We start from the raw sequence: 21,645 nt of genomic DNA, 5'->3' as shown, positions 1-21,645 counted from the left end.
GCGGCGGCACGTAGATCACCGAGGCGTCGGCCCCGGTCGCCTCCCTGGCCTCGATCACGGTGTCGAACACCGGCAGGCCGAGATGGGTGGAGCCGCCCTTGCCCGGCGAGGTGCCGCCGACCATCTTCGTGCCGTACATGATGGCCTGCTCGGCATGGAAAGTGCCGTTCTTGCCGGTAAAACCCTGGGTGATGACCTTCGTGTTGGCGTCGATGAGCACGGACATCACGCAGCTTCCTTCTTCACGGCGGCGACGATCTTCTGCGCCGCGTCATCGAGATCGTCCGCCGGGATCACGTTCAGCCCCGACTCGCGGATGATCTTCTTGCCCTCGTCCACGTTGGTGCCGGCGAGCCGGACCACGAGGGGCACGTTCAGCCCCACCTGCCGCACCGCGGCGATGACGCCTTCCGCGATCACGTCGCAGCGCATGATGCCGCCGAAGATGTTCACCAATATTCCCTCGACATTGGGATCGGCGGTGATGATCTTGAAGGCGGCCGTCACCTTCTCCTTGGTGGCGCCGCCGCCCACGTCGAGGAAGTTCGCCGGCTCGCGGCCGTAGAGCTTGATGATGTCCATGGTGGCCATGGCGAGACCCGCGCCATTGACCATACAGCCGATGGTGCCATCAAGGGCGATATAGGAAAGGTCATGGCGCGAGGCCTCGATCTCCTTGGGATCCTCCTCGCTCTCGTCGCGCAGCTGCGCCACGTCCGGATGGCGGAACAGGGCGTTGGAATCAAAGCCCACCTTGGCGTCGAGGCAGACGAGGCGATCGTCGCGCGTCAGCACCAGCGGGTTGATCTCCAGAAGGCTCATGTCCTTTTCGGTGAAGGCGCGGTAGAGTTTTGCCGTCAGCGCCACCGCCTGCCTGGCGAGATCGCCGGAAAGCCCCAGCGCCTGCGCCACCTTGCGGCCATGCAGGGGCTGCACGCCGGTGGCCGGGTCCACCGAGAAGGTGACGATGCGCTCGGGGGTGGAATGGGCCACCTCCTCGATGTCCATGCCGCCCTCGGTGGAGACCACGAAGGCGACGCGCGACGTGGCGCGGTCCACCAGCATGGACAAATAGAGTTCCTTGTCGATGGAGGCGCCCTCCTCCACGTACAGGCGGTTCACCTGCTTGCCCTCCGGACCGGTCTGGAGGGTGACGAGGGTATTGCCCAGCATCTCGGCGGCGCTCGCCTTCACGTCGGCGGGGGTCTTCACCACCCGCACGCCGCCCTTGGCCTCCTCGGGCAATTCCTTGAACCTGCCCTTGCCGCGCCCGCCGGCATGGATCTGCGCCTTCACCACGAAGGCGATGCCGCCCAGCTTCGCGGCCGCCGCCTCCGCTTCCTCGGGGGTGAAGGCGGCAATGCCGCGCGGCACCGGGACGCCGAAATCCTTGAGAATGGCCTTCGCCTGGTACTCGTGAATGTTCATGGGGTTCCTCCCTCGTCGAGGGCCGCGCATGCAGCGACCTCGGGCGCGGCTCTTCCGGCTGCGTCCTGCGACCAAAGTCGTAGTCTGCACGCAATCCGGTCCGCGCACCAATGCGACACGGCGCCAGTTCACGACGCCGATCGGGGCCGCAGGCGTGACGCTCTCGGCGGGGTTCCAGACTGATTGGGCCAGCCCCTCAGGGGCGGCGCGGGACCGGCAAGGGGCGCTCAGCGCCGCGGGGTCCGGATGGGGCGGAACCGAAGTCCCGATTCTCACGTCAAAGGCAGACGGAGGGACGAATCCAGGTCATGCCCGGCCGTGTGCCGAGCATCCCCGTTTCGCCGCCGTCAGCACGTGGCGGCCCGTTCCCGGCCCGCCCGCGCGGATCGCCGGAACCCGCATGTTTGCGGGTTCCGTTGTGCAGACGTGGCGATCAGACCACGCGGCCTTCGTGCATGGACTTGATCTGGTCCGCCGAATAGCCGAGTTCGGACAAGACCTCATCGGTGTGCTCGCCCAGCAGCGGCGAGCCGGTGACCTCCACCGACATGTCGGAGAACTTGATGGGGCTGCCGACGGTGAGGTACTTGCCGCGCTGCTTGTGATCCACCTCGACGATGGTGCCGCTCTTCCTGAGCGACTCGTCCTCGGCGATCTCCTTCATGGTGAGCACCGGCGCGCAGGGGATGTCGAACTTGCGCAGGATGTCCACCGCCTCGAACTTGGTCTTGTCGGCCAGCCACGCCTCGATGGTGGCGAAGATGTCGAAGATCTTGTCCTGGCGGGCGCGGGCGGTGCTGTAGGCCGGGTCGTTGATCCATTCCGGCTTGCCGATGGCCTCGGCCACCTTGCCCCAGGCCTGCTCCTGCACGGTGAAGTAGATGTAGGCGTTGGGATCGGTCTCCCAGCCCTTGCACTTCAGCACCCAGCCCGGCTGGCCGCCGCCGCCCGCATTGCCGCCGCGCGGCACCACGTCGGAGAAGGTGCCGTGGGGGTACTGCGGGTATTCTTCCAGGTAGCCCACGCGGTCGAGGCGCTGCTGGTCGCGCAGCTTCACGCGGCACAGGTTGATGACGGCGTCCTGCATGGACACGGCCACCTTCTGGCCCTTGCCGGTCTTGTTGCGGGCGTGCAGCGCGGTGAGGATGCCGATGGCGAGGTGCATGCCGGTGTTGGAGTCCCCCAGCGCCGCCGCGGAGACGGTGGGCGGGCCATCCCAGAAGCCGGTGGTGGAGGCCGCGCCGCCGGCGCACTGGGCGACGTTCTCGTACACCTTCAGGTCTTCATAATGGTGTCCGTCGGAGAAGCCCTTCACCGAGGCGACGATCATGCCCGGGTTCAGCTCGTTGATGCGCTCCCAGGTGAAGCCCATGCGGTCCAGCGCGCCGGGAGCGAAATTCTCCACCAGCACGTCGCTTTCCTTGATGAGCTTCTCCAGCACTTCCTTGCCCTGCTGGGTCTTGGTGTCGAGGGTCAGGGAGCGCTTGTTGGAGTTCAGCATGGTGAAGTAGAGCGCGTCGGCATTGGAGATGTCGCGCAGCTGGTTGCGCGTCACGTCGCCCGAGCCGGGGCGCTCCACCTTGATCACGTCCGCGCCGAACCAGGCGAGAAGCTGCGTGCAGGCGGGGCCGGCCTGAACGTGCGTGAAGTCGATGATCTTGATGCCTTCCAATGGCTTCGTCATGGTCGCGTTCCCTTGTCAGCGTTGCCTTTAAGATCAAGGTGAGAAGGGGCCTTCCGCCCGTCTCCTCTCGAAAACCCGGCCGGGACGGCGCAGGCCGCCCGCCCGACTGCTGCCGGTTGCCCCGGCTATTGTGCTTGTGAACTCTCCTTCAGCTTCGCCTCGAGCTCGGCGACGCGCTTCAGAAGGCTGCGCTCCTCCTTCCACCGCTCCGTCTCGTCGCGGATGACCGCAGCGATATGCGTCGGCTTGCCGTCGGCCGAGAGGACGAGGGCGACGGTGAAGGCGATGGACAGGGCGTGCCCGTCCCTGTGGACGGCCGGCACGCGCAGGAGGCTCGTCCCGTAGCGGGTGACGCCGGTGCGCATGGTCACGTCGTAGCCGTCCCAGTGCCGCTTGCGCTGGCGCTCCGGGATGATGATGTCCAGGGACTGGCCCAGGGCCTCCGCAGGCGAGAAGCCGAACATGCGCTCGGCACCCGTGTTCCAGAGCGTGATGGCGCCGGCCTGGTCGCAGACGACGATGGCGTCTCCGACGGCGTCTAGCAGCTGAGCAAGATCTAGGGCCGCAGTCATGAACCTGTTCCTCTTCAACTATTCCGCCTCCCGCCGGGCCGGTGCCGGCGGCAGGGGCGGCCCCTCAGGGCACCGCCCGGAGGCCGTCTCCTATTCCGCCGCCATCCTGCGCGGCGTGCCGAGCGCGCCGGACTGGCGCAGGGTGTCGATGCGGTCGGGGGTGAGGCCCAGCACCTGGGAGAGCACCTCGTCCGTGTGCTCCCCGAGGAGCGGCGAGCGCTCCACCTCCACCTGGTTGTCGGAGAGCTTGATGGGGTTGCCCACGGTCAGGTAGGTGCCGCGCACCGGGTGCTCCACCTCCACCAGCGTGCCGGTGGCATAGAGCGAGGTGTCCTCGGCGATCTCCTTCATGGAGAGGATCGGCCCGCAGGGGATGTCGTATTGGTTGAGGATCTCCATGGCCTCGAACTTGGTGTGGGCCATGGTCCACGCCTCGATGCGGGTGAAGATCTCGTTGAGATGCGGCAGGCGGGCAGCCGGGCTGGCATAGTCCGGCTTGGTCTTCCAGTCCGGCTCGCCGATGACGTCGCAGATCTTCGCCCACACCGGACCCTGGGTGATGAAGTAGATGTAGGCGTTGGGATCCTGCTCCCAGCCCTTGCAACGCAGGATGCGGCCGGGCTGGCCGCCGCCGGAATCGTTGCCGGCGCGGGGCACCGTATCGCCGAAGGGAACGCCCTCGCCGTACTGGCTGTATTCCATGAGCGGGCCGTGGCCGAGGCGCTGCTGGTCGCGCAGCTTCACCCGGCACAGGTTCAGCACCGCATCCTGCATGGCGCACAGCACCTTCTGCCCGCGCCCGGTATGCTCGCGCTGGAACAGCGCCGTGACGATGCCGAGCGCGAGATGCAGGCCGGTGCCCGAGTCGCCGATCTGGGCCGCGCTGACCACCGGCGGGCCGTCGCGGAAGCCGGTGGTGGAGGCGGCGCCGCCGGCGCACTGGGCCACATTCTCATAGACCTTGCAGTCCTCGAACGGGCCGGGGCCGAAGCCCTTCACCGAGGCGAGGATGAGGCGCGGATTGATGGAGGACAGGCGCTCCCAGGTCAGCCCCATGCGATCGAGGGCGCCGGGGGCGAAATTCTCCACCAGCACGTCGCACCGCTTCACCAGATCCTCCAGCACGGCCTTGCCGTCCGCGGTCTTGGTGTCGAGCGTGATGGAGCGCTTGTTGGAGTTGAGCATGGTGAAATAGAGGCTGTCCGCGTCCGCGAGATCGCGCAGCTGGCCGCGCGTCACGTCGCCTTCGCCCGGCCGCTCCACCTTGATCACGTCCGCGCCGAACCACGCGAGCAGCTGGGTGCAGCTCGGTCCGGATTGAACGTGGGTGAAGTCCAGGATGCGGACCCCCTCTAGTGCCTTGCCCATCTTGTCCTCGCTTCGGCTGGTCTTGCGACGCTGCGCCGTTCTGTTTCTCGTTCCCGGTTTACTGTTGTTGTTTTTTGGTCTTCGGGGCGGCGGGCGGAATGTCTCCCGCCCGCCGGAACTGCGGTCAGGCCGCGATCACTTCTTCTTTTTCACGACGCTCTGCGGATTGAGCGAGCCGATATTGCCGCTCTCCGAGCCGGCCGCCGGATCAATCACCGCGTTGATCAAAGTGGGCTTGCCGCTGTCCATGGCGGCACTCACGGCGCGATAGAGCTCGTCGGGGGAGGTGACATGCACGCCCACGCCGCCGAAGGCTTCCATCATCTTGTCGTAGCGGGCGCCGGGCACAAACACCGTGGTGCCGGGATCGCGCCCGGTGGGGTCGGTATCGGTGCCGCGATAGATGCCGTTGTTGTTGAAGATGACGATGGTGACCGGCAGGCCGTAGCGGCAGATGGTCTCCACCTCCATGCCGGAGAAGCCGAACGCGCTGTCGCCTTCCACCGCCAGCACCGGCTTGCCGGTTTCCACGGCCGCGCCCACCGCGAAGCCCATGCCGATGCCCATGACGCCCCAGGTGCCCACGTCCAGGCGCTTGCGCGGCTGGTGCATGTCGATGATGCCGCGGGCGAGGTCGAGCGTGTTGGCACCCTCGTTGACGAGGATGGCGTCGGGCCGCTCCTTGATGACGTTCTTCAGCGCGCCGAGCGCCGAATGGAAGTCCATGGGCACCGAATTCTTGAGCAGCTTCGGCGCCATCTTGGCGATGTTGGCTTCCTTCTTGGAGCGGATGGTCTCCACCCACTCGGCGGGCGGGGCCTGCCAGCTGCCGTCGATGCGGGCGTTCAGCGCCGCGATGACGGAGCCGATGTCGCCCACCAGCGGCGCCGCGATCTCCACGTTCGAGTCCATCTCGCGGGGCTCGATGTCCGCCTGGATGAACTTCTTGGGCGCGTCGCCCCAGGTCTTGCCCTTGCCGTGCGACAATAGCCAGTTGAGCCGGGCGCCGACGAGCAGCACCACGTCGGCATCCTTGAGCGCGGTGGAGCGCGCGGCGCCGGCGGACTGGGGATGGGTGTCGGGCAGGAGGCCCTTGGCCATGCTCATGGGCAGGAAGGGGATGCCGCTGTTCTCGACGAACGCGCGGATCTCCTCATCCGCCTGGGCATAGGCCGCGCCCTTGCCGAGGATGACGAGGGGCTTCCTGGCGCCCTTCAGGAGCTCGATGGCGCGGTCCACGGCGGCGGGCGAGGGAAGCTGCGCCGGCGCCGGATCAATCACCTTCACCAGCGATTTCGCGCCGGCTTCGGCATCCATCGCCTGCGAGAACAGCTTGGCCGGCAGGTCGAGATAAACACCGCCGGGACGGCCCGACACCGCCGCGCGGATGGCGCGCGCCACGCCGATGCCGATGTCCGCCGCATGCAGCACGCGGAAGGCCGCCTTGCACAGGGGCTTGGCGATGGCGAGCTGGTCCATCTCCTCATAGTCGCCCTGCTGGAGATCCACGATCTCGCGCTCGGACGAGCCGGAGATGAGGATCATCGGGAAGCAGTTGGTGGTGGCGTTGGCCAGCGCCGTGAGGCCGTTGAGGAAGCCCGGCGCGGAGACGGTGAGGCACACGCCCGGCTTCTTGGTGAGGAAGCCGGCGATGGCCGCCGCGTTGCCGGCATTCTGCTCATGACGGAAAGAGATGACGCGGATCCCCTCCTCCTGGGCCATGCGGCCGAGGTCGGTGATCGGGATGCCGGGGACGCCGTAGATGGTCTCGATGCCGTTCAGCTTCAGGGCATCAATGACGAGGTGGAAGCCGTCGGTGAGCTCCTGCTCGGGCGCGGTGTCGAGGTGCACCACATTGTCTTCGATCTTGGTCTTTTCCGCCGTTGCCATGAGGCGTCTCCTTGCTGTGTCGTCCCGGTTCGGCTCGTTCTCGGCCTATTCGGGAAAGACACCGTGCCGCTCCACATGGGCCGCAAGGCCCATGGTGTGTTCCCGCACCAGGCGCTCGGCGAGATCTGGGTCCCGTTGCTCGAGCGCGTCGATGATCGCCATGTGTTCCCGCATGGAGATTTCAAACCGGTTCTCCTGCCGCACCGACACCGCGCGGATGGCGCGCATGTGCAGGAACAGGTTGCCGGTCATATCCACGATCAGGCGGCAGCCTCCCATGCGGATCACCGCCTGGTGGAAGGCGATGTTCGCCTCGGAATATTCATGCATCGGGCCAGCCGGCGGCGCGGCCTCGAATTCGTTGAACAGGCGCCTGAGGCCGGCGATCTCCTCGTCCGAGGCGCTCGTCGCCGCGAGGCGCGCGGCCATGCTCTCCAGCGCCGCCCACACCACGATGAGGTCGAGAATCTCGCGCTTGGTCTTGCGCACCACGAAGATGCCCCGGCGCGGCACGGAGCGCACGAAGCCCTCCTGCTCCAGCACCGTCATCGCCTCGCGGATGGGCGTGCGGGACACGCCGAGCGTCTCCGACAGCTGGCGCTCGTCGAGGCGAAATTCGGCGGCGCTGCCATAGATGTCCATCTGGGTGATGGCGCGCTTGAGCGCGTCATAGGCCAGCATGCGCAGGCTGGAGGCGGCCTCCAGCGGCTCGACGTTGAGCTTCGGAGGGTCCGTGAGCTGCACGGGGGTCTGATGCACGGGCAATTGATGCACGACCTTTGGTTCCTCTCCCTGGAACGGCCACCTTCTGGCGAGGCGGTCCAACTCCGTGAAATACTGTATACGGTCTTCATAACGCCAACGCAATCCCACGGCCCCGAGATTCGATTGCGCACCGCAGCATTGCTGGGCTTGCACGGGTCGAAGACCGGCCGACGCGGGTCGGCCCGGGATCGTCGGCAGACCGGGCGGAGGGCTCCGCCCGGTCTGTAATGGAGGTGGGGTGTGCCTTCAGTCGCCCCGCCGTCTTTGGCTTCAGGTCCCGCTCACTCGGCGGCGGCGGGCTTGGAGCCGTGCGCCTTGAACCGGGCGAGAACCATCGACACCAGCGGCCAGATCAGCATGACGAGGGCGAGGGTGACGATGGAGCCCACCAGCGGGTTGGACCAGAAGATGGACAGGTGGCCCTGGGAGACCAGCATGGCCTGCCGGAAGGAGCTTTCCGCCATGTCGCCCAGCACCAGGGCCAGCACCAGCGGCGCCAGCGGATATTGCAGCTTCTTGAACAGGTAGCCGATGACGCCGAACACCAGCATCACGGCGATGTCCAGTCCCGCATTGTGCACCGTGTAGGCCCCCACCGCGCAGATCACGAGGATGATGGGCGCGATGACGCTGAACGGAATGCGCAGGATGGCCGCGAAGATCGGCACCGTGGTCAGCACCACGATCAGCCCGGCGATGTTGCCGAGATAGATCGAGGCGATGAGGCCCCACACGAAGTCCTTCTGCTCCACGAACAGCAGCGGTCCGGGCTGGAGGCCCCAGATCAGCAGGCCGCCGAGCAGCACCGCCGCCGTGGGCGAGCCGGGGATGCCGAGCGTCAGCATGGGCAGCAGCGCCGAGGTGCCGGCGGCATGCGCCGCCACTTCCGGCATCACCACGCCTTCCAGCTCGCCCTTGCCGAAGTTGCGTCCGTTCTTGGAGAACTTCTTGGCGAGGCCGTAGCTCATGAAGGAGGCCGGCGTGGCGCCGCCGGGGGTCACGCCCATCCAGCAGCCGACGATGGCCGAGCGCAGGCAGCCGACCCAGTATTTCGGCAGCTGCTTCCAGGTATTGACCACCACCTTGAGGTTGATGGCCGCACTCTTGCCCTTGAAGGCCAGCCCCTCTTCCATGGTGAGCAGGATCTCGCCCACGCCGAACAGGCCGATGACCGCCACCAGGAAGTCGAAGCCGCGCAGCAACTCCACCGAGCCGAAGGTCATGCGCAGTTGGCCGGTCACCGTGTCGATGCCCACGGCCGCAAGCGCGAAGCCCAGCATCATGGCAGCGATGACCTTTGCCGCCGGCTCCCGCCCCATGCCCACGAAGGCGCAGAAGGTGAGGAGATAGACCGCGAAGAACTCCGCCGGGCCGAACTGCAGCGCGAACTTGGCGATGACCGGGGCGAGGAAGGTGATCAGCAGCACCGCGAAGAAGGCGCCGATGAAGGAGCCGGTGAAGGCCCCCGTCAATGCCTCGCCCGCTTTTCCCTTCTGGGCCATGGGGTGCCCGTCGAAGGTGGTGGCCACGCTCCACGGCTCGCCGGGAATGTTGAACAGGATCGAGGTGATGGCGCCGCCGAACAGGGCCCCCCAATAGATGGAGGAGAGCATGATGATGGCGGAGACCGGCGTCATGGAGAAGGTGAGCGGCAGCAGGATGGCGACGCCGTTCGCGCCCCCGAGGCCCGGCAGCACGCCAATGAGCACGCCGAGCGTGATGCCGACGAACATGTAGACGATGTTCATGGGGTCGGCGAGGACACCGAACCCTCCGATGAGTGAGGTGAGCGCTTCCACGGGGTCCTCCGTTGCGCCGCCTCAGGCCGCGTCTGGCGGCGACCTTGAGGGGCGGGCGCGTTGTCTTTTCAGGGGTGGCCGGTTTCAGGCATCGCGGCTGAGCCGGCGCGCCGGGCTGCTGTTTCGCGGAGCGTCCGCCGACCCCGTCCGCAGACGGGGGGATGCGGATGCGGCGCTCGGTGCGCGGAGCTGTCCTCGCGCACGGGTCTTTCCGATGCTTCCCGCCTTGGCGGGAAAGGCCCACGGGCCTTCCGGCTCAGTAGCCGAGCGCGGTTTCCAGCGGTCCCTTGGGCAGGGGCACGAGGAACCAGATCTCGAACATCACGAAGAGGGCGAGCGGCACGCCCACCGCCACCGGGATGATGCGCGCCGGCGAATACTTGCCCAGCCACCACATGAAGAAGGCGATGAAGACGGCGGAGGCGAGATAGATCCCCAGAATGAAGATCAGCCCCACATAGGCCACCGTCGGCACCAGAACCTGCATCACCGAGACAAGCTGGGTGCGATCGACGAAATTGCCGAGGTCGGGATGGCGCGTGACGAAGTTCTGCACCAGCGTGACGGCGCTGGCGATGAACATGATCAGGCCCACATAGAAGGGGAAGTAGCCCGCCTGCGGGCCGTCCGCCGCCCAGCTGGCGCCGACGCGCCAGCTGTCGCTCATCACGAGCGCCGAGACGCCCATGAAGATCAGCGCCACCACCACGTCCATGGTGCGGTTGGTGACAGTCTTCTCGTTCTGGCCGGAATGGCCGGTTTCGCTGTTCATGACCCGATCTCCCGTTGACGAAGACATGCCTGCCGCGTCGGGAACGGCTCCGCCGGACCCGGCGGAGCCGTTCCCGTTACTTCGCGACGAAGCCGGCCTTCTCCATCAGGTCCTTGTGGGTCCCCTCGGCCTTGGCGAGCCAGGCGGCGTATTCCGGACCGGTCAAAGCGGTGGTGTTGAAGGCGCCCTTCTGCATGAACTCCTGCCACTCGGGGGTCGCGCGCACCCGCTTGAACAGGTCCACGAAATAGTCGGTCTGGTCCTTCGAGGCCCCCGGCGGCATGAAGATGCCGCGCAGCATCAGGTATTCGATGTCGAGCCCGGCTTCCTTGCAGGTGGGGATATCGGCCCACGACTTGCCGCTGGCGATGGGCTCCTTGTAGGGCAGGCGCTGGTTATCGAACACGCACAGCGGCTTCAGCTCGCCGGCGCGCCATTGGGAAACGGCCTCGATGGGATTGTTCACCGACGAGGTGACATGCCCGCCGACCAGCTGCGCCGCCACGTCGCCGCCGCCCTTGTAGGGCACGTAGATGAACTTGGCGCCGGTCTTCTGCTCGATGGCGGCGGTGATGATCTGGTCTTCCTGCTTGGAGCCGGTGCCGCCCATCTTGAACACCTGGTCTCCGGACGCCGCCTTCAGCGCCGCCAGATAGCCCTTCACGTCGTCGTAGGGCGCCTTCGCGTTCACCCACAGGACGAATTCGTCGAGGGCGAGCATGGAGACCGGCGTCATGTCCTTCCAGGAGAAGGGCACGCCGGTGGCGAGCGGCGTGGTGAAGAGATTGGACAGGGAAATGATGATCTTGTGAGGGTTCCGGTTGGATCCCTTCACGTCGAGGAAGCCTTCGGCGCCCGCGCCGCCGGACTTGTTGATGACGACGAGGGGCTGAGTCATCAGGTTGTTCTTCTGAACAATGCCCTGAATCATGCGCGCCATCTGGTCGGCGCCGCCGCCCGTGCCCGCCGGCACGATGAATTCAACGGTCTTCGTGGGCTCCCAGGCGTGCGCCGCCAGAGGAGAAAAAGCCGCGGCCACGGCGAGTGCAGCCGCACCTCGCCTGATTGTTCTGGCGATTGCCGAATGCATTTTGATCTTCCTCCCGGATCGTCCGCTTTGTTGTTGTGCGGATCGAGACTTGTGCCGATCGAGATGGAGCCCGCAGGATTTGGCGACCCGCGCGCAGGATCCGTCCCTCGATTTCAGGGGAGAGACCATTTTACCGGCGAGATGGCGATGAGATCTGGCCGGAACGGGCTCTCACGTCTTTTCTATTTGGCGTTCTTTTTGGCGTTTCCACCGCTTACGTTAGGGCGGCCCGGGAAGAGTATAATGCATGTCAGGCGTGTCAATTGGAATTTTCAATTCAGCATTCGGTGCGCCGTATTATGTGATCTAAAATAATGTATTCCAGATCCGGCAGTAGACCTTACCGATAGACCGCATAGTCCTGCGGCAGGGTTTCATCCACGCCCGAATAGAGCCGGGTCATCTGCTCGGCGGCGGCGGCAACGCGCCGACCAAGACGCAGGATGCGATCTTCGCTCATCCGCACGGCGGGAGCCGAAACGGAAACGGCGCCAATGGGATCGCGCCATTCATTGAGGATGGCCGCGGCCACGGCCCGCATGCCCGGCGCATGTTCTTCCCGGTCCACGGCAAAGCCACGCTCAAGGATCTGCGCCACGTCGTCCATCAGCGCCCGCTCCTCCCGATGGGTGGCGGTGGTGAAGGGCTCGTAGCGGATCTGGGCGAGGCAGGCGCCACGGAAGGCCGGCGTGGCAGCGGCGATGACCGCCTTGCCCGCAGCCGTGGCATGCAATGGCAGCCGCGCCCCCAATCGGAAAAAGGCCCGGACCGGCGCATGGGCCTCGGCCTGGGCCACCACCACCAGTTCCATGGCGTCGAACATGGCGAGGTTCACCGTCTCGTCGGTCTCGTGCAGCAGCCGGCGAATCACCGGGCGGCCGATGTCCGGCAGCTTGCGGATGCGCAGATAGGCCGAGCCGATGCGGAACAGGCCGAGCCCCACGGTCCACAGCCCGGTGGACAGATCGTGGTTCACCAGCTGGCGTTTCTCCAGCGTGGTCAGCAGGCGATGCACGGTGGAGACGGGCAATTCGGCCCGGCGGGCGATCTCGGCCAGCGCCATGCCGTCCTGGTCCGCCACCACACGCAGGAGGGCGATGGCCCGGTCGAGGGACTGGACCTCGGCCCCGCCCTCTGCCGCCGCCCCCGAGGCGGGGCGACCTCTGCGGCGTGGTGCGACCTCGGTCTCCGGCATTCCTGGCTCCTTGCGGCTCGCGTTCCGGCGTCTGTAGTGGCCCCCAACCTAGCCCGACAGGAGCCGGCGTCCACCCTGTGACAAATTTTCCATCTTTCGGAATTAATTTCCACTGCTATCGTGGAAGGACGGTTGCCAAGGGCGAAATGCGCGCCCTAATCTGGCATACATAATACGTAATGGGACAACAGGAGGGATCGGCCATGAAGGTGTGCATCTATGGAGCCGGAGCCATCGGCGGCTATCTCGGCGCCCAGCTCGCTGGCGCCGGGGCCGAGGTGAGCCTCGTGGCCCGCGGCGCCCATCTTGAAGCCATGCAGACCAACGGCCTGAAGCTGCTGATCAATGGCGAGGAGCGGGTGAGCCGCGTCCGCGCCACCGACGACCCCCGCGAGCTGGGCCCGCAGGATTACGTCATCATCGCCCTCAAGGGCCATTCGGTGCCGGGCGTGGTGGAGAAGATGCGCCCGCTCATCGGCAGCGATACCTCCATCGTCACCGCCGTGAACGGCGTGCCCTACTGGTATTTCTACAAGCACGGCGGCGCGCTGGAGAACCGGACGCTGGCCACCATCGACCCCGGTGCCCGGCAGTGGGAGGTGCTCAAGCCCGAGCGGGCGCTGGGCTGCATCGTCTATCCCGCCACCGAGGTGGTGGCGCCGGGCGTGGTCCAGCACATCTACGGCGACAAGTTCCCCCTCGGCGAGCCGTCGGGCGAGATCACCCCGCGCGTCACCGCCCTGAGCCAGATGATGGAGAAAGGCGGCCTGCGCGCGCCGGTGATGACCAACATCCGCGACGAGCTGTGGCTGAAGCTGTGGGGCAACCTCTGCTTCAATCCCGTCAGCGCCCTGACCCATGCCACCCTCGACATCATCGCCGCCGATCCTGGCACCCGCGCCGTGGCCAAGGCCATGATGCTGGAGGCCCAGGCCATCGCCGAGAAGCTGGGCATCACGTTCCGCGTGGACGTGGAGCGGCGCATCAACGGAGCCGGCGCGGTGGGCGCCCACAAGACCTCCATGCTGCAGGACCTCGAGCGCGACCGGCCCATGGAGATCGACCCGCTGGTGAGCGTGGTCCAGGAAATGGGCCGGATGCTGGAACTGCCCACGCCCACGCTCGACGTGGTGCTGGCGCTGGTGCGCCAGCGCGCGGCCATGGCCGGCCTCGGCGACATCCTCGCCGTGCCGCCGGTCACCGCGGCCGATCTCGCGCCTGCGAAGAAGGCGGCCGCGCACTGAGCGCGACGCGGTCCCGATCCGGCGCAAGCCGGGTCCCGCAAGGTAAAAGAAAAGGCCGGGACATGCGCCCGGCCGTTTTCGTTCCAGCGGCTTGAAACCGCAGACCGGCGTGACCCGGTCCGGCGCGCCGGCGCGAGGCCGGCGCAGCCCGTGGGATCACTCGCTCTCCGTCACCGGCGCCGCCAGCGGCGTGCCCGGGTTCGGCTGGCTGGCGTTCAGCGCCATGCCGGTCAGGACGTAACCGAGCACAAGAACGGTAAACACGGCGATTCGCTTGAACATCCTCATCCCTCAACTTGCGTCGCGGCCAGACCGAGCCGAATTGCACGTTGCTCCCAAGGCAGCACCGTTCCAGACGCCGCGCGGCCCAGGCTCTTCCAACCTGAACCACCCGGCCTCCTCCTTGCGGAAGGGAGCGTTTGCCCGATCCGGTTGCGCTGCAACCTGACCGGCGCATGCTCTACGCCCCTTGCGCCCCACCAGGGCTGAACGTGTAATTCATCAGCGGTTCAAAAAGGCTGAACGGAAGAGTTCCGCCGGCGTTCCGGGACCCTCTCCCGGACAGCGACACCCATTCCGCTCGGCACCAGATCCGGGGCTCGCCCCGCGCGACTCAGGTTCCGGCGCCTGTGGTCTTACACCGCACGGAACGCCCTGTCTGTGTCCAGCCGGACACAGCCGGCCGTGGCGTGGAGATCAAGGTAAAGCAAGGGTTTACCGTTGGCGTCCCCGCCCTGGGGCGGTGTGGCGGGGGCCTTGGCGCATCCTCCCGGCGCTTTACTCCCAAGGTCGGACGCTCTAAGCGGAGGAACCCTTTATACCGCACTGCACAAGGCGGCCCATGCTCCGCAAGCTCTACGACTGGATCATCGCCTATTCCGCGAAGCCGTCGGCGCCCTGGGCGCTGGCGCTGGTGGCCTTTGCGGAAAGCTCCGTCTTCCCGGTGCCCCCGGACGTGCTGCAGGTGCCCATGACCCTGGCGCGCCCGGACCGCGCCTGGCGCTATGCCCTCATCGCCACCATCGCCTCGGTGCTGGGCGGCCTCGTGGGCTATGCCATCGGCGCGCTTCTGTATGACAGCGTCGGCAAGTTCCTCATCGACCTGTATGGCTACGGCACCAAGGTGGACCAGTTCCGCGCCGCCTATGCCCATTACGGCCACTGGGTGATCCTGCTGAAGGGCCTCACCCCGATTCCCTTCAAGCTCGTCACCATCACGTCGGGCTTCGCCGACTACAACCTGTTCTGGTTCGTGCTGCTGTCGATCATCACCCGCGGGGCGCGCTTCTTCCTGCTGGCGGCGCTGCTGCACCATTTCGGGCAGTCGGCGCGGGAATTCATCGAGAAGCGGCTCGGCCTCGTCACCCTCAGCTTTCTCGCCGTGCTGGTGATCGGCCTCGTGGCGGCCGCCTACTTCGCCTGACCGCGCCCGGCCCCTGGAGGCCGCGAGCGTCCCGATCACAAGGCCCGGAACAGGCGCATCCGAAACCCGCGGCCGATGAGCTGGACTCATCGGCCGTTTTCGTTGGCAGCAGCGCTATTGCGCCTTGGGCCGCGAGAGCACGGAGGCGGAACCGGCGGCGGCGTTGTCGGTGGTGGCGGTGCCCGCCCCCGCCTTCCGCCGCTGGGACGCGGACGCCGATTGCGGCGCGGCGGAGCGTCCCGCATCCGGCTTGGAAGCGGTCGCGGCGGCGCTGGCAGGCGCCGTTGGCGCCGGGGTCGACTGAGCCGGCGCGGATTGGGTGGGCGCGGATTGAGGCGCCGCGCCCTTGGCGGCCTCGGGACCGGGAACCGCAGGCGCGCTCGAAGGCGCCGGCTGGGTCACGGCCGGACCGGGCGTCACGGCGGCGACAGCCCCCTCCGATGGGCGCGACGGCGGCAGCGGGGCGGCAGGTGCGGCAGCAACGGGCGGCGACACCGGAGCCGGCGCGCGCGGCGGCGCCGACGGCGACGGGGCGCGGCGAGGACCGGCCCCCGGACCGGGAGGCGTCGGCACGGCGATGGTGGGACCGCCATAGACACTGCGCGCGCTCACCACCCGGCCGGTGAAGGCATCGAGCCGCAGCACCGCCGGCCCATCCTCATCCACCCCCGTCACCACATAGGTGCGCCCTGCGAGACGGGGCCGCGACACCTGCCGGTAGCCCATGCCGACGACGATGTCCCGCACTTCTCCCGGCGGCAGCATGGAATAGCCGCGGGGCGGCGCTGGCGGCACCGGATAGGCCCGGGGCGGCGGACCATAGGGCCGCGCATAACCGTAGGGCCCCTCATAGAGGAGCACCTGTGCCGTGGCAGGAGCCAAAGGCATGAGCCCGGCGCCCAAAATAAAGGCAGCGACGCCGAAGCGAACGGGGCGGGCGAGGGGTCGCGGCACGGCGTTCCTCTCCATCTTCCTGCACCTCACGTGTCCCGTCGCGCCGATGGGCGCGCAGGCTTGAAACTTGAGCCCTGCCGCCGAAGCGACCGGGAGAATGATTCCCGCGCGACTTAATGCGCCCAATACGGCAGCCGTGGGACGCGCTGGCGACCGACGTGCGACCGACGTGCGACCGGCGTGCAACCGCGGCGCGCGACCCGCCGCCCCTCCTTCCGAAACTCCGTTGCGTCGCGGCGCGGTGCGCCGTACCGTTCTTTCGTCCTGGTGGTATCAAGCGCAACTTTTCTTCAATCCGGCTGATTTTGCGCCAATGAGGCGCTTGTGGGCGCGCCGCTTTTCTGGCATCTTCCCCGAGATAGGGAAACCATACTTCCCTATTTCCCGTGTCGATGGCTCAAGACGGCTCAAGCTCGCGTTCGTCCGAACGTGGGCCCTTCTGCGCGGCGCGGCAGTGGTGCAGAAGTTGCAACGCAGGGCGCTGCATGTCATCGGGCAGGCCCGGCCCGATGGGGGAACGCCGGCCGAAACCACCGTGCACCGGGAACCGGGCACCAGGGATCGGCGGCGCACGGGCGAGATGGGTAAGGACGGCAGGGCGCATCCGCCCGGCCGCCAGAAAAGAAGGAACGACGAGATGGCAGCGACGGATCGCGAGGATGGCTTGAACGGAAGCGTGGCTCGGACGGCCGCCGCCGTGAAAGACACGGCGATCGTCGGCCGCCCGGAACCCTTCGGCCTGTTCGACCCGGCCCAGGAGCGGGATGCGTGCGGCGTCGGCTTCGTCGCCGACATCAAGGGCCGCAAGTCGCACCGCATCATCCAGGACGGCATCAACATCCTGCTCAACCTGGAGCATCGCGGCGCGGTGGGCGCCGACCCGCGCGCCGGCGACGGCGCGGGCATGCTGGTGCAGATCCCCCACAAGTTCTTCGTGAAGGAAGCGGCCCGGCTCGGCTTCACCCTTCCCGAGCCCGGCCGCTATGCGGTCGGCCACATCTTCCTGCCCCGCGATGCGGAGGGTGAGGAGATCGTGCGCGCGGCCTACGGGCGCGCCGTGGCCGAGGAAGGCCTCGAGCTGATCGGCTGGCGCGACGTGCCCACCGACAATTCCTCCCTTGGCTGGAGCGTGCTGCCCACCGAGCCGAAGCACGTGCAGGTGTTCCTCGGCCGTGGCGAGTTCGCCGGCGACGAGGACGGCTTCGAGCGGCGCCTGTTCGTGCTGCGCAAGGTGATCTCCAACGCCGTCTACGGCGCCGGCGACCCGCGCACGGCCGGCTATTATCCGGTGTCGCTCTCCTGCCGCACGCTGGTCTACAAGGGCATGTTCCTGGCCGACCAGCTGGGGGCCTACTATCCGGACCTGCACGATCCGGACTTCGAGAGCGCGCTGGCGCTGGTGCACCAGCGCTTCTCCACCAACACCTTCCCGGCCTGGCCGCTGGCCCACCCCTACCGGATGGTGGCGCACAACGGCGAGATCAACACCCTGCGCGGCAACGTCAACTGGATGGCGGCGCGGCAGGCCTCGGTGGATTCGGAGCTGTTCGGCGCCGACATCTCCAAGCTCTGGCCCATCTCCTATGAGGGCCAGTCGGACACCGCCTGCTTCGACAATGCGCTCGAATTCCTGACCCAGGGCGGCTATTCCCTGCCCCACGCGGCCATGATGCTGGTTCCCGAGGCCTGGGCGGGCAATCCGCTCATGGACGAGGAGCGCCGCGCCTTCTACGAATACCACGCCGCCCTCATGGAGCCTTGGGACGGGCCCGCTGCCATTGTCGCCACCGACGGCCGCCAGATCGTCGCGACCCTCGACCGCAACGGCCTGCGCCCCGCCCGCTACATGGTGACGAGCGACGACACCATCGTGCTCGCCTCCGAGATGGGCGTGCTGACGCTGCCCGAGGAGAAGATCGTCACCAAGTGGCGCCTGCAGCCCGGCAAGATGCTGCTGGTGGACCTCGTGGAAGGCCGCCTCGTTCCCGACGAGGAGATCAAGACCTCCCTCGCCCGCGCCAACCCCTACAAGGAGTGGCTCAAGCACACCCAGCTGGTGCTGGAGGACCTGCGGCCCGTGGAGGCGCGCGAGGTGCGCACCGACGTGGCCCTGCTCGATCGCCAGCAGGCGTTCGGCTACACCCAGGAGGACCTCAAGCTCCTCATGGCGCCCATGGCCATCACCGGCCAGGAGGCGGTGGGCTCCATGGGCACCGACACGCCCATCTCGGTGCTCTCCAACAGGTCGAAGCTGCTCTATACCTACTTCCAGCAGAACTTCGCCCAGGTGACGAACCCGCCCATCGACCCGATCCGCGAGGAACTGGTGATGAGCCTCGTCTCCTTCATCGGGCCGCGGCCGAACATCTTCGACCTGGAGGGCAATGCCCGCCGCAAGCGGCTCGAGGTGCGCCAGCCCATCCTCACCAACGAGGACCTGGAGAAGATCCGCTCCATCGGCTTCATGGAGGAGCGGTTCGACACCCGCACCCTCGACATCACCTATCCGGCCGACAAGGGCGCGGCGGGGATGGAGGATGCCCTGGAGCGCCTGTGCGAGCGCGCGGAAACCGCGGTCCACGGCGGCTACAACATCATCATCCTGTCCGACCGCATGACCGGTCCGGACCGCATCCCGATCCCCGCGCTGCTGGCGACCGCCGCCGTGCACCATCACCTGATCCGCAAGGGCCTGCGCACCTCGGTGGGCCTCGTGGTGGAGACGGGCGAGGCGCGCGAGGTGCACCATTTCGCCTGCCTCGCCGGCTACGGCGCCGAGGCCATCAACCCCTATCTCGCCTTCGAGACCCTGCTCTGCATGAAGGACGAGATTCCGGAAGAGGTGGACGACAAGGAGATCGTCAAGCGCTTCATCAAGTCCATCGACAAGGGGCTGCTGAAGGTGATGTCCAAGATGGGCATCTCCACCTACCAGTCCTATTGCGGCGCCCAGATCTTCGACGCGGTGGGCCTCTCCTCGGAGCTGGTGAACAAGTATTTCTTCGGCACCGCCACCACCATCGAGGGTGTGGGCCTTGCCCAGATCGCCGAGGAGACGGTGCGCCGCCACACCCTCGCCTTCTCGGACGCCCCCATCTTCCGCATGGCGCTCGACGTGGGCGGCGAATATGCCTACCGCATGCGCGGCGAGGATCATGCCTGGTCGCCGGAATCGGTGGCCATGCTCCAGCATGCCGTGCGCGGCAACGCCCAGGAGAAGTACCGGGCCTTCGCCGCCATGATCAACGACGAGGAAAAGCGCCTGCTCACCGTGCGCTCGCTGTTCCGCATCAAGGACGCGGGCGAGATCGGCCAGGCGAGCGTGGACATCTCGGAAGTCGAGCCGGCGGCCGACATCGTGAAGCGCTTCGTCACCGGCGCCATGTCGTTCGGCTCCATCTCGCGCGAGGCGCACACCACGCTGGCCATCGCCATGAACCGGATCGGCGGCAAGTCGAACACCGGCGAGGGCGGCGAGGAGCCCGAGCGCTTCAAGCCCCTGCCCAACGGCGATTCCATGCGCTCCGCCATCAAGCAGGTGGCCTCCGGCCGCTTCGGCGTGACGGCGGAATATCTCGTCAATTCCGACGTGATGCAGATCAAGGTCGCGCAGGGCGCCAAGCCCGGCGAGGGCGGGCAATTGCCCGGCCACAAGGTGGACGCGGTGATCGCCAAGGTGCGCCACTCCACCCCCGGCGTCGGCCTCATCTCGCCGCCGCCGCACCACGACATCTATTCCATCGAGGACCTGGCCCAGCTCATCTATGACCTGAAGAACGTGAATCCCGACGCGGACGTGTCGGTGAAGCTCGTGTCCGAGGTGGGCGTGGGCACGGTGGCGGCCGGCGTCGCCAAGGCGCGCGCCGACCACATCACCATTTCCGGCTTCGAGGGCGGCACGGGCGCGTCCCCGCTCACCTCCATCAAGCATGCCGGCTCGCCGTGGGAGATGGGCCTCGCCGAGACCCAGCAGACCCTGGTGGCGAACCGCCTGCGCTCGCGCGTCGCCCTGCAGGTGGATGGCGGCCTGCGCACCGGCCGCGACGTGGTCATCGGCGCCCTGCTCGGGGCCGACGAGTTCGCCTTCTCCACCGCGCCGCTCATCGCGGCGGGCTGCATCATGATGCGCAAGTGCCACCTGAACACCTGCCCGGTGGGCGTGGCGACCCAGGACCCGGTGCTGCGCAAGCGCTTCAAGGGCACGCCCGAGCACGTGATCAACTACTTCTTCTTCATCGCCGAGGACGTGCGGGAGATCATGGCCTCCCTCGGCTTCCGCAGGATGGACGAGATGGTGGGCCGGGCCGACGTGCTCGACCAGAAGGCGGCCATCGACCACTGGAAGGCGAAGGGGCTCGATTTCTCGAAGCTGTTCGCCCAGGCACAGGTGCCGGCCGACGTGGGCATCCGCCACACCGAGCGCCAGCACCACCCCATCGAGAAGGTGCTCGACCGCACCCTCATCGCCAAGGCCGCGCCGGCCCTGGAAAAGGGCGAGCGCGTGGAGATCAGGACCCCGATCCGCTCGGTGGACCGCTCCGCCGGCGCCATGCTCTCCGGCGCGGTGGCCAAGGCCTATGGCGGCCAGGGCCTGCCGGACGACACCATCCACGTGGAGCTGACCGGAACCGCCGGCCAGGCCTTCGGCGCCTTCCTTGCGGCCGGCGTCACCTTCGACCTGATCGGCGAGGCCAACGACTATGTGGGCAAGGGCCTGTCGGGAGGGCGCATCATCGTCCGCCCGCCGGCGCACTCCGCCATCGTGCCGGAGCATTCCATCATCGTCGGCAACACGGTGATGTACGGCGCCACCGAGGGCGAATGCTTCTTCCGCGGTGTCGCGGGCGAGCGCTTCGCCGTGCGCAATTCCGGTGCAATCGCCGTCGTTGAGGGCACCGGCGACCACGGCTGCGAGTACATGACCGGCGGCGTCGTGGTGGTGATCGGCCCGACCGGCCGCAACTTCGCGGCCGGCATGTCCGGCGGCGTCGCCTATGTGCTGGACGAGGACAAGAGCTTCGCCAAGCGCTGCAACCTCTCCATGGTGCACCTCGAGCCGGTGGAGGAGGAGGAGGACCTCCTCGAGCGCCTCCACCACCACGGCGGCGACCTGGAATTCAAGGGCCGCATCGACGTGCAGGGCGACATGTCCCGCCACGACGAGGAGCGCCTGCACCAGCTCATTGCCAAGCACCTGCACTTCACGGGCTCGGCGCGGGCGCAGGCGATCCTCGACAACTGGGCCGAGTATCGCTCCAAGTTCGTCAAGGTGATGCCGGTGGAATACCGCCGGGCCCTGCGCGAGATGGAGAAGCGCCGCGGCCTCGCGGCGGCGGAATAGCCCGGAGGGGCGCCCTCTTCCCGCCCGCTCCCGCTTGCGGAGGCGGGTCGGGGAGCGCCGCCGCGGCGGCTCACCATCGCCGGATGCCGGCGCTCAACGGAAAGGGCCAGCCCCCTCCCC

At 67.4% G+C, this 21,645-nt stretch carries 15 protein-coding genes and 1 pseudogene; 3 read left to right on the top strand and 13 right to left on the bottom strand.

Features of this window, described 5'->3' with window-relative positions:
- The 11 genes and pseudogenes from K9U40_RS15930 to K9U40_RS15880 all read right to left on the bottom strand — a co-directional run.
- Positions 1 to 226: pseudogene (locus K9U40_RS15930) on the bottom strand (succinate--CoA ligase subunit alpha); the annotation flags it as partial.
- Positions 226 to 1,428: an ADP-forming succinate--CoA ligase subunit beta gene (sucC, locus tag K9U40_RS15925; RefSeq protein WP_282891120.1), complete on the bottom strand. Its 1,203-nt coding sequence runs from the start codon at positions 1,426 to 1,428 to the stop codon at positions 226 to 228. The pseudogene K9U40_RS15930 and the gene sucC, both read right to left, overlap by 1 nt.
- A 433-nt stretch (positions 1,429 to 1,861) precedes the next feature.
- A complete protein-coding gene (gene frc / locus K9U40_RS15920; protein WP_282891119.1) occupies positions 1,862 to 3,112 on the bottom strand; it encodes a formyl-CoA transferase in 1,251 nt (416 codons plus the stop codon).
- Between the two features lie 125 nt (positions 3,113 to 3,237).
- Positions 3,238 to 3,684 (bottom strand): PAS domain-containing protein, encoded by a 447-nt coding sequence (locus K9U40_RS15915; RefSeq protein ID WP_282891118.1) that lies wholly within the window; start codon positions 3,682 to 3,684, stop codon positions 3,238 to 3,240.
- A 90-nt stretch (positions 3,685 to 3,774) separates the two neighbouring features.
- Positions 3,775 to 5,052, bottom strand: coding sequence for a formyl-CoA transferase (gene frc, locus K9U40_RS15910; protein ID WP_282891117.1), 1,278 nt, complete (start codon positions 5,050 to 5,052; stop codon positions 3,775 to 3,777).
- 135 nt (positions 5,053 to 5,187) lie between these two features.
- Positions 5,188 to 6,942 (bottom strand): oxalyl-CoA decarboxylase, encoded by a 1,755-nt coding sequence (gene oxc / locus K9U40_RS15905; RefSeq protein ID WP_282891116.1) that lies wholly within the window; start codon positions 6,940 to 6,942, stop codon positions 5,188 to 5,190.
- A 45-nt stretch (positions 6,943 to 6,987) separates the two neighbouring features.
- Positions 6,988 to 7,623 carry a GntR family transcriptional regulator gene (locus K9U40_RS15900; protein WP_282891121.1) on the bottom strand — a complete coding sequence of 212 codons (636 nt, stop codon included), beginning with the start codon at positions 7,621 to 7,623 and terminating at the stop codon, positions 6,988 to 6,990.
- Between the two features lie 365 nt (positions 7,624 to 7,988).
- A complete protein-coding gene (locus tag K9U40_RS15895) occupies positions 7,989 to 9,506 on the bottom strand; it encodes a tripartite tricarboxylate transporter permease (RefSeq protein WP_282891115.1) in 1,518 nt (505 codons plus the stop codon).
- Between the two features lie 256 nt (positions 9,507 to 9,762).
- Positions 9,763 to 10,278, bottom strand: a complete 516-nt coding sequence (locus tag K9U40_RS15890; protein ID WP_282891114.1) for a tripartite tricarboxylate transporter TctB family protein — start codon at positions 10,276 to 10,278, stop codon at positions 9,763 to 9,765.
- A 76-nt stretch (positions 10,279 to 10,354) separates the two neighbouring features.
- Entirely contained in the window at positions 10,355 to 11,368 is a 1,014-nt protein-coding gene (locus K9U40_RS15885) for a Bug family tripartite tricarboxylate transporter substrate binding protein (RefSeq protein ID WP_282891113.1), read from the bottom strand.
- A 340-nt stretch (positions 11,369 to 11,708) separates the two neighbouring features.
- The gene (locus K9U40_RS15880) at positions 11,709 to 12,563 is read right to left on the bottom strand and encodes an IclR family transcriptional regulator (RefSeq protein ID WP_282891112.1); all 855 of its coding nucleotides are present in this window, start codon (positions 12,561 to 12,563) and stop codon (positions 11,709 to 11,711) included.
- A 203-nt stretch (positions 12,564 to 12,766) separates the two neighbouring features.
- On the opposite strand from K9U40_RS15880, the gene K9U40_RS15875 reads away from it, so the two are divergent.
- Complete coding sequence (locus K9U40_RS15875; protein ID WP_282891111.1) at positions 12,767 to 13,807, top strand: 2-dehydropantoate 2-reductase; 1,041 nt, start codon at positions 12,767 to 12,769, stop codon at positions 13,805 to 13,807.
- Between the two features lie 156 nt (positions 13,808 to 13,963).
- Here the strand turns inward: K9U40_RS15875 and K9U40_RS15870 are convergent, their stop codons facing one another.
- On the bottom strand, positions 13,964 to 14,089 hold the full coding sequence (locus K9U40_RS15870) for a hypothetical protein (RefSeq protein WP_282891110.1): 126 nt from the start codon (positions 14,087 to 14,089) through the stop codon (positions 13,964 to 13,966).
- 559 nt (positions 14,090 to 14,648) lie between these two features.
- Between K9U40_RS15870 and K9U40_RS15865 the strand changes: the two genes are divergently transcribed.
- Positions 14,649 to 15,230 carry a YqaA family protein gene (locus K9U40_RS15865; RefSeq protein WP_282891109.1) on the top strand — a complete coding sequence of 194 codons (582 nt, stop codon included), beginning with the start codon at positions 14,649 to 14,651 and terminating at the stop codon, positions 15,228 to 15,230.
- Positions 15,231 to 15,344: 114 nt separating this feature from the next.
- Here K9U40_RS15865 and K9U40_RS15860 read toward each other — a convergent pair whose 3' ends face one another.
- Positions 15,345 to 16,184, bottom strand: a complete 840-nt coding sequence (locus K9U40_RS15860; RefSeq protein WP_282891108.1) for a hypothetical protein — start codon at positions 16,182 to 16,184, stop codon at positions 15,345 to 15,347.
- A 637-nt stretch (positions 16,185 to 16,821) separates the two neighbouring features.
- Here K9U40_RS15860 and gltB point away from each other — a divergent pair.
- Positions 16,822 to 21,525 (top strand): glutamate synthase large subunit, encoded by a 4,704-nt coding sequence (gene gltB / locus K9U40_RS15855; RefSeq protein ID WP_282891107.1) that lies wholly within the window; start codon positions 16,822 to 16,824, stop codon positions 21,523 to 21,525.
- Positions 21,526 to 21,645 lie beyond the last annotated feature (120 nt).

Source organism: Xanthobacter autotrophicus (genome assembly GCF_030015065.1).
Lineage (GTDB): Bacteria > Pseudomonadota > Alphaproteobacteria > Rhizobiales > Xanthobacteraceae > Xanthobacter > Xanthobacter autotrophicus_D.
This window is presented reverse-complemented; position numbering and strand designations above follow the sequence as displayed.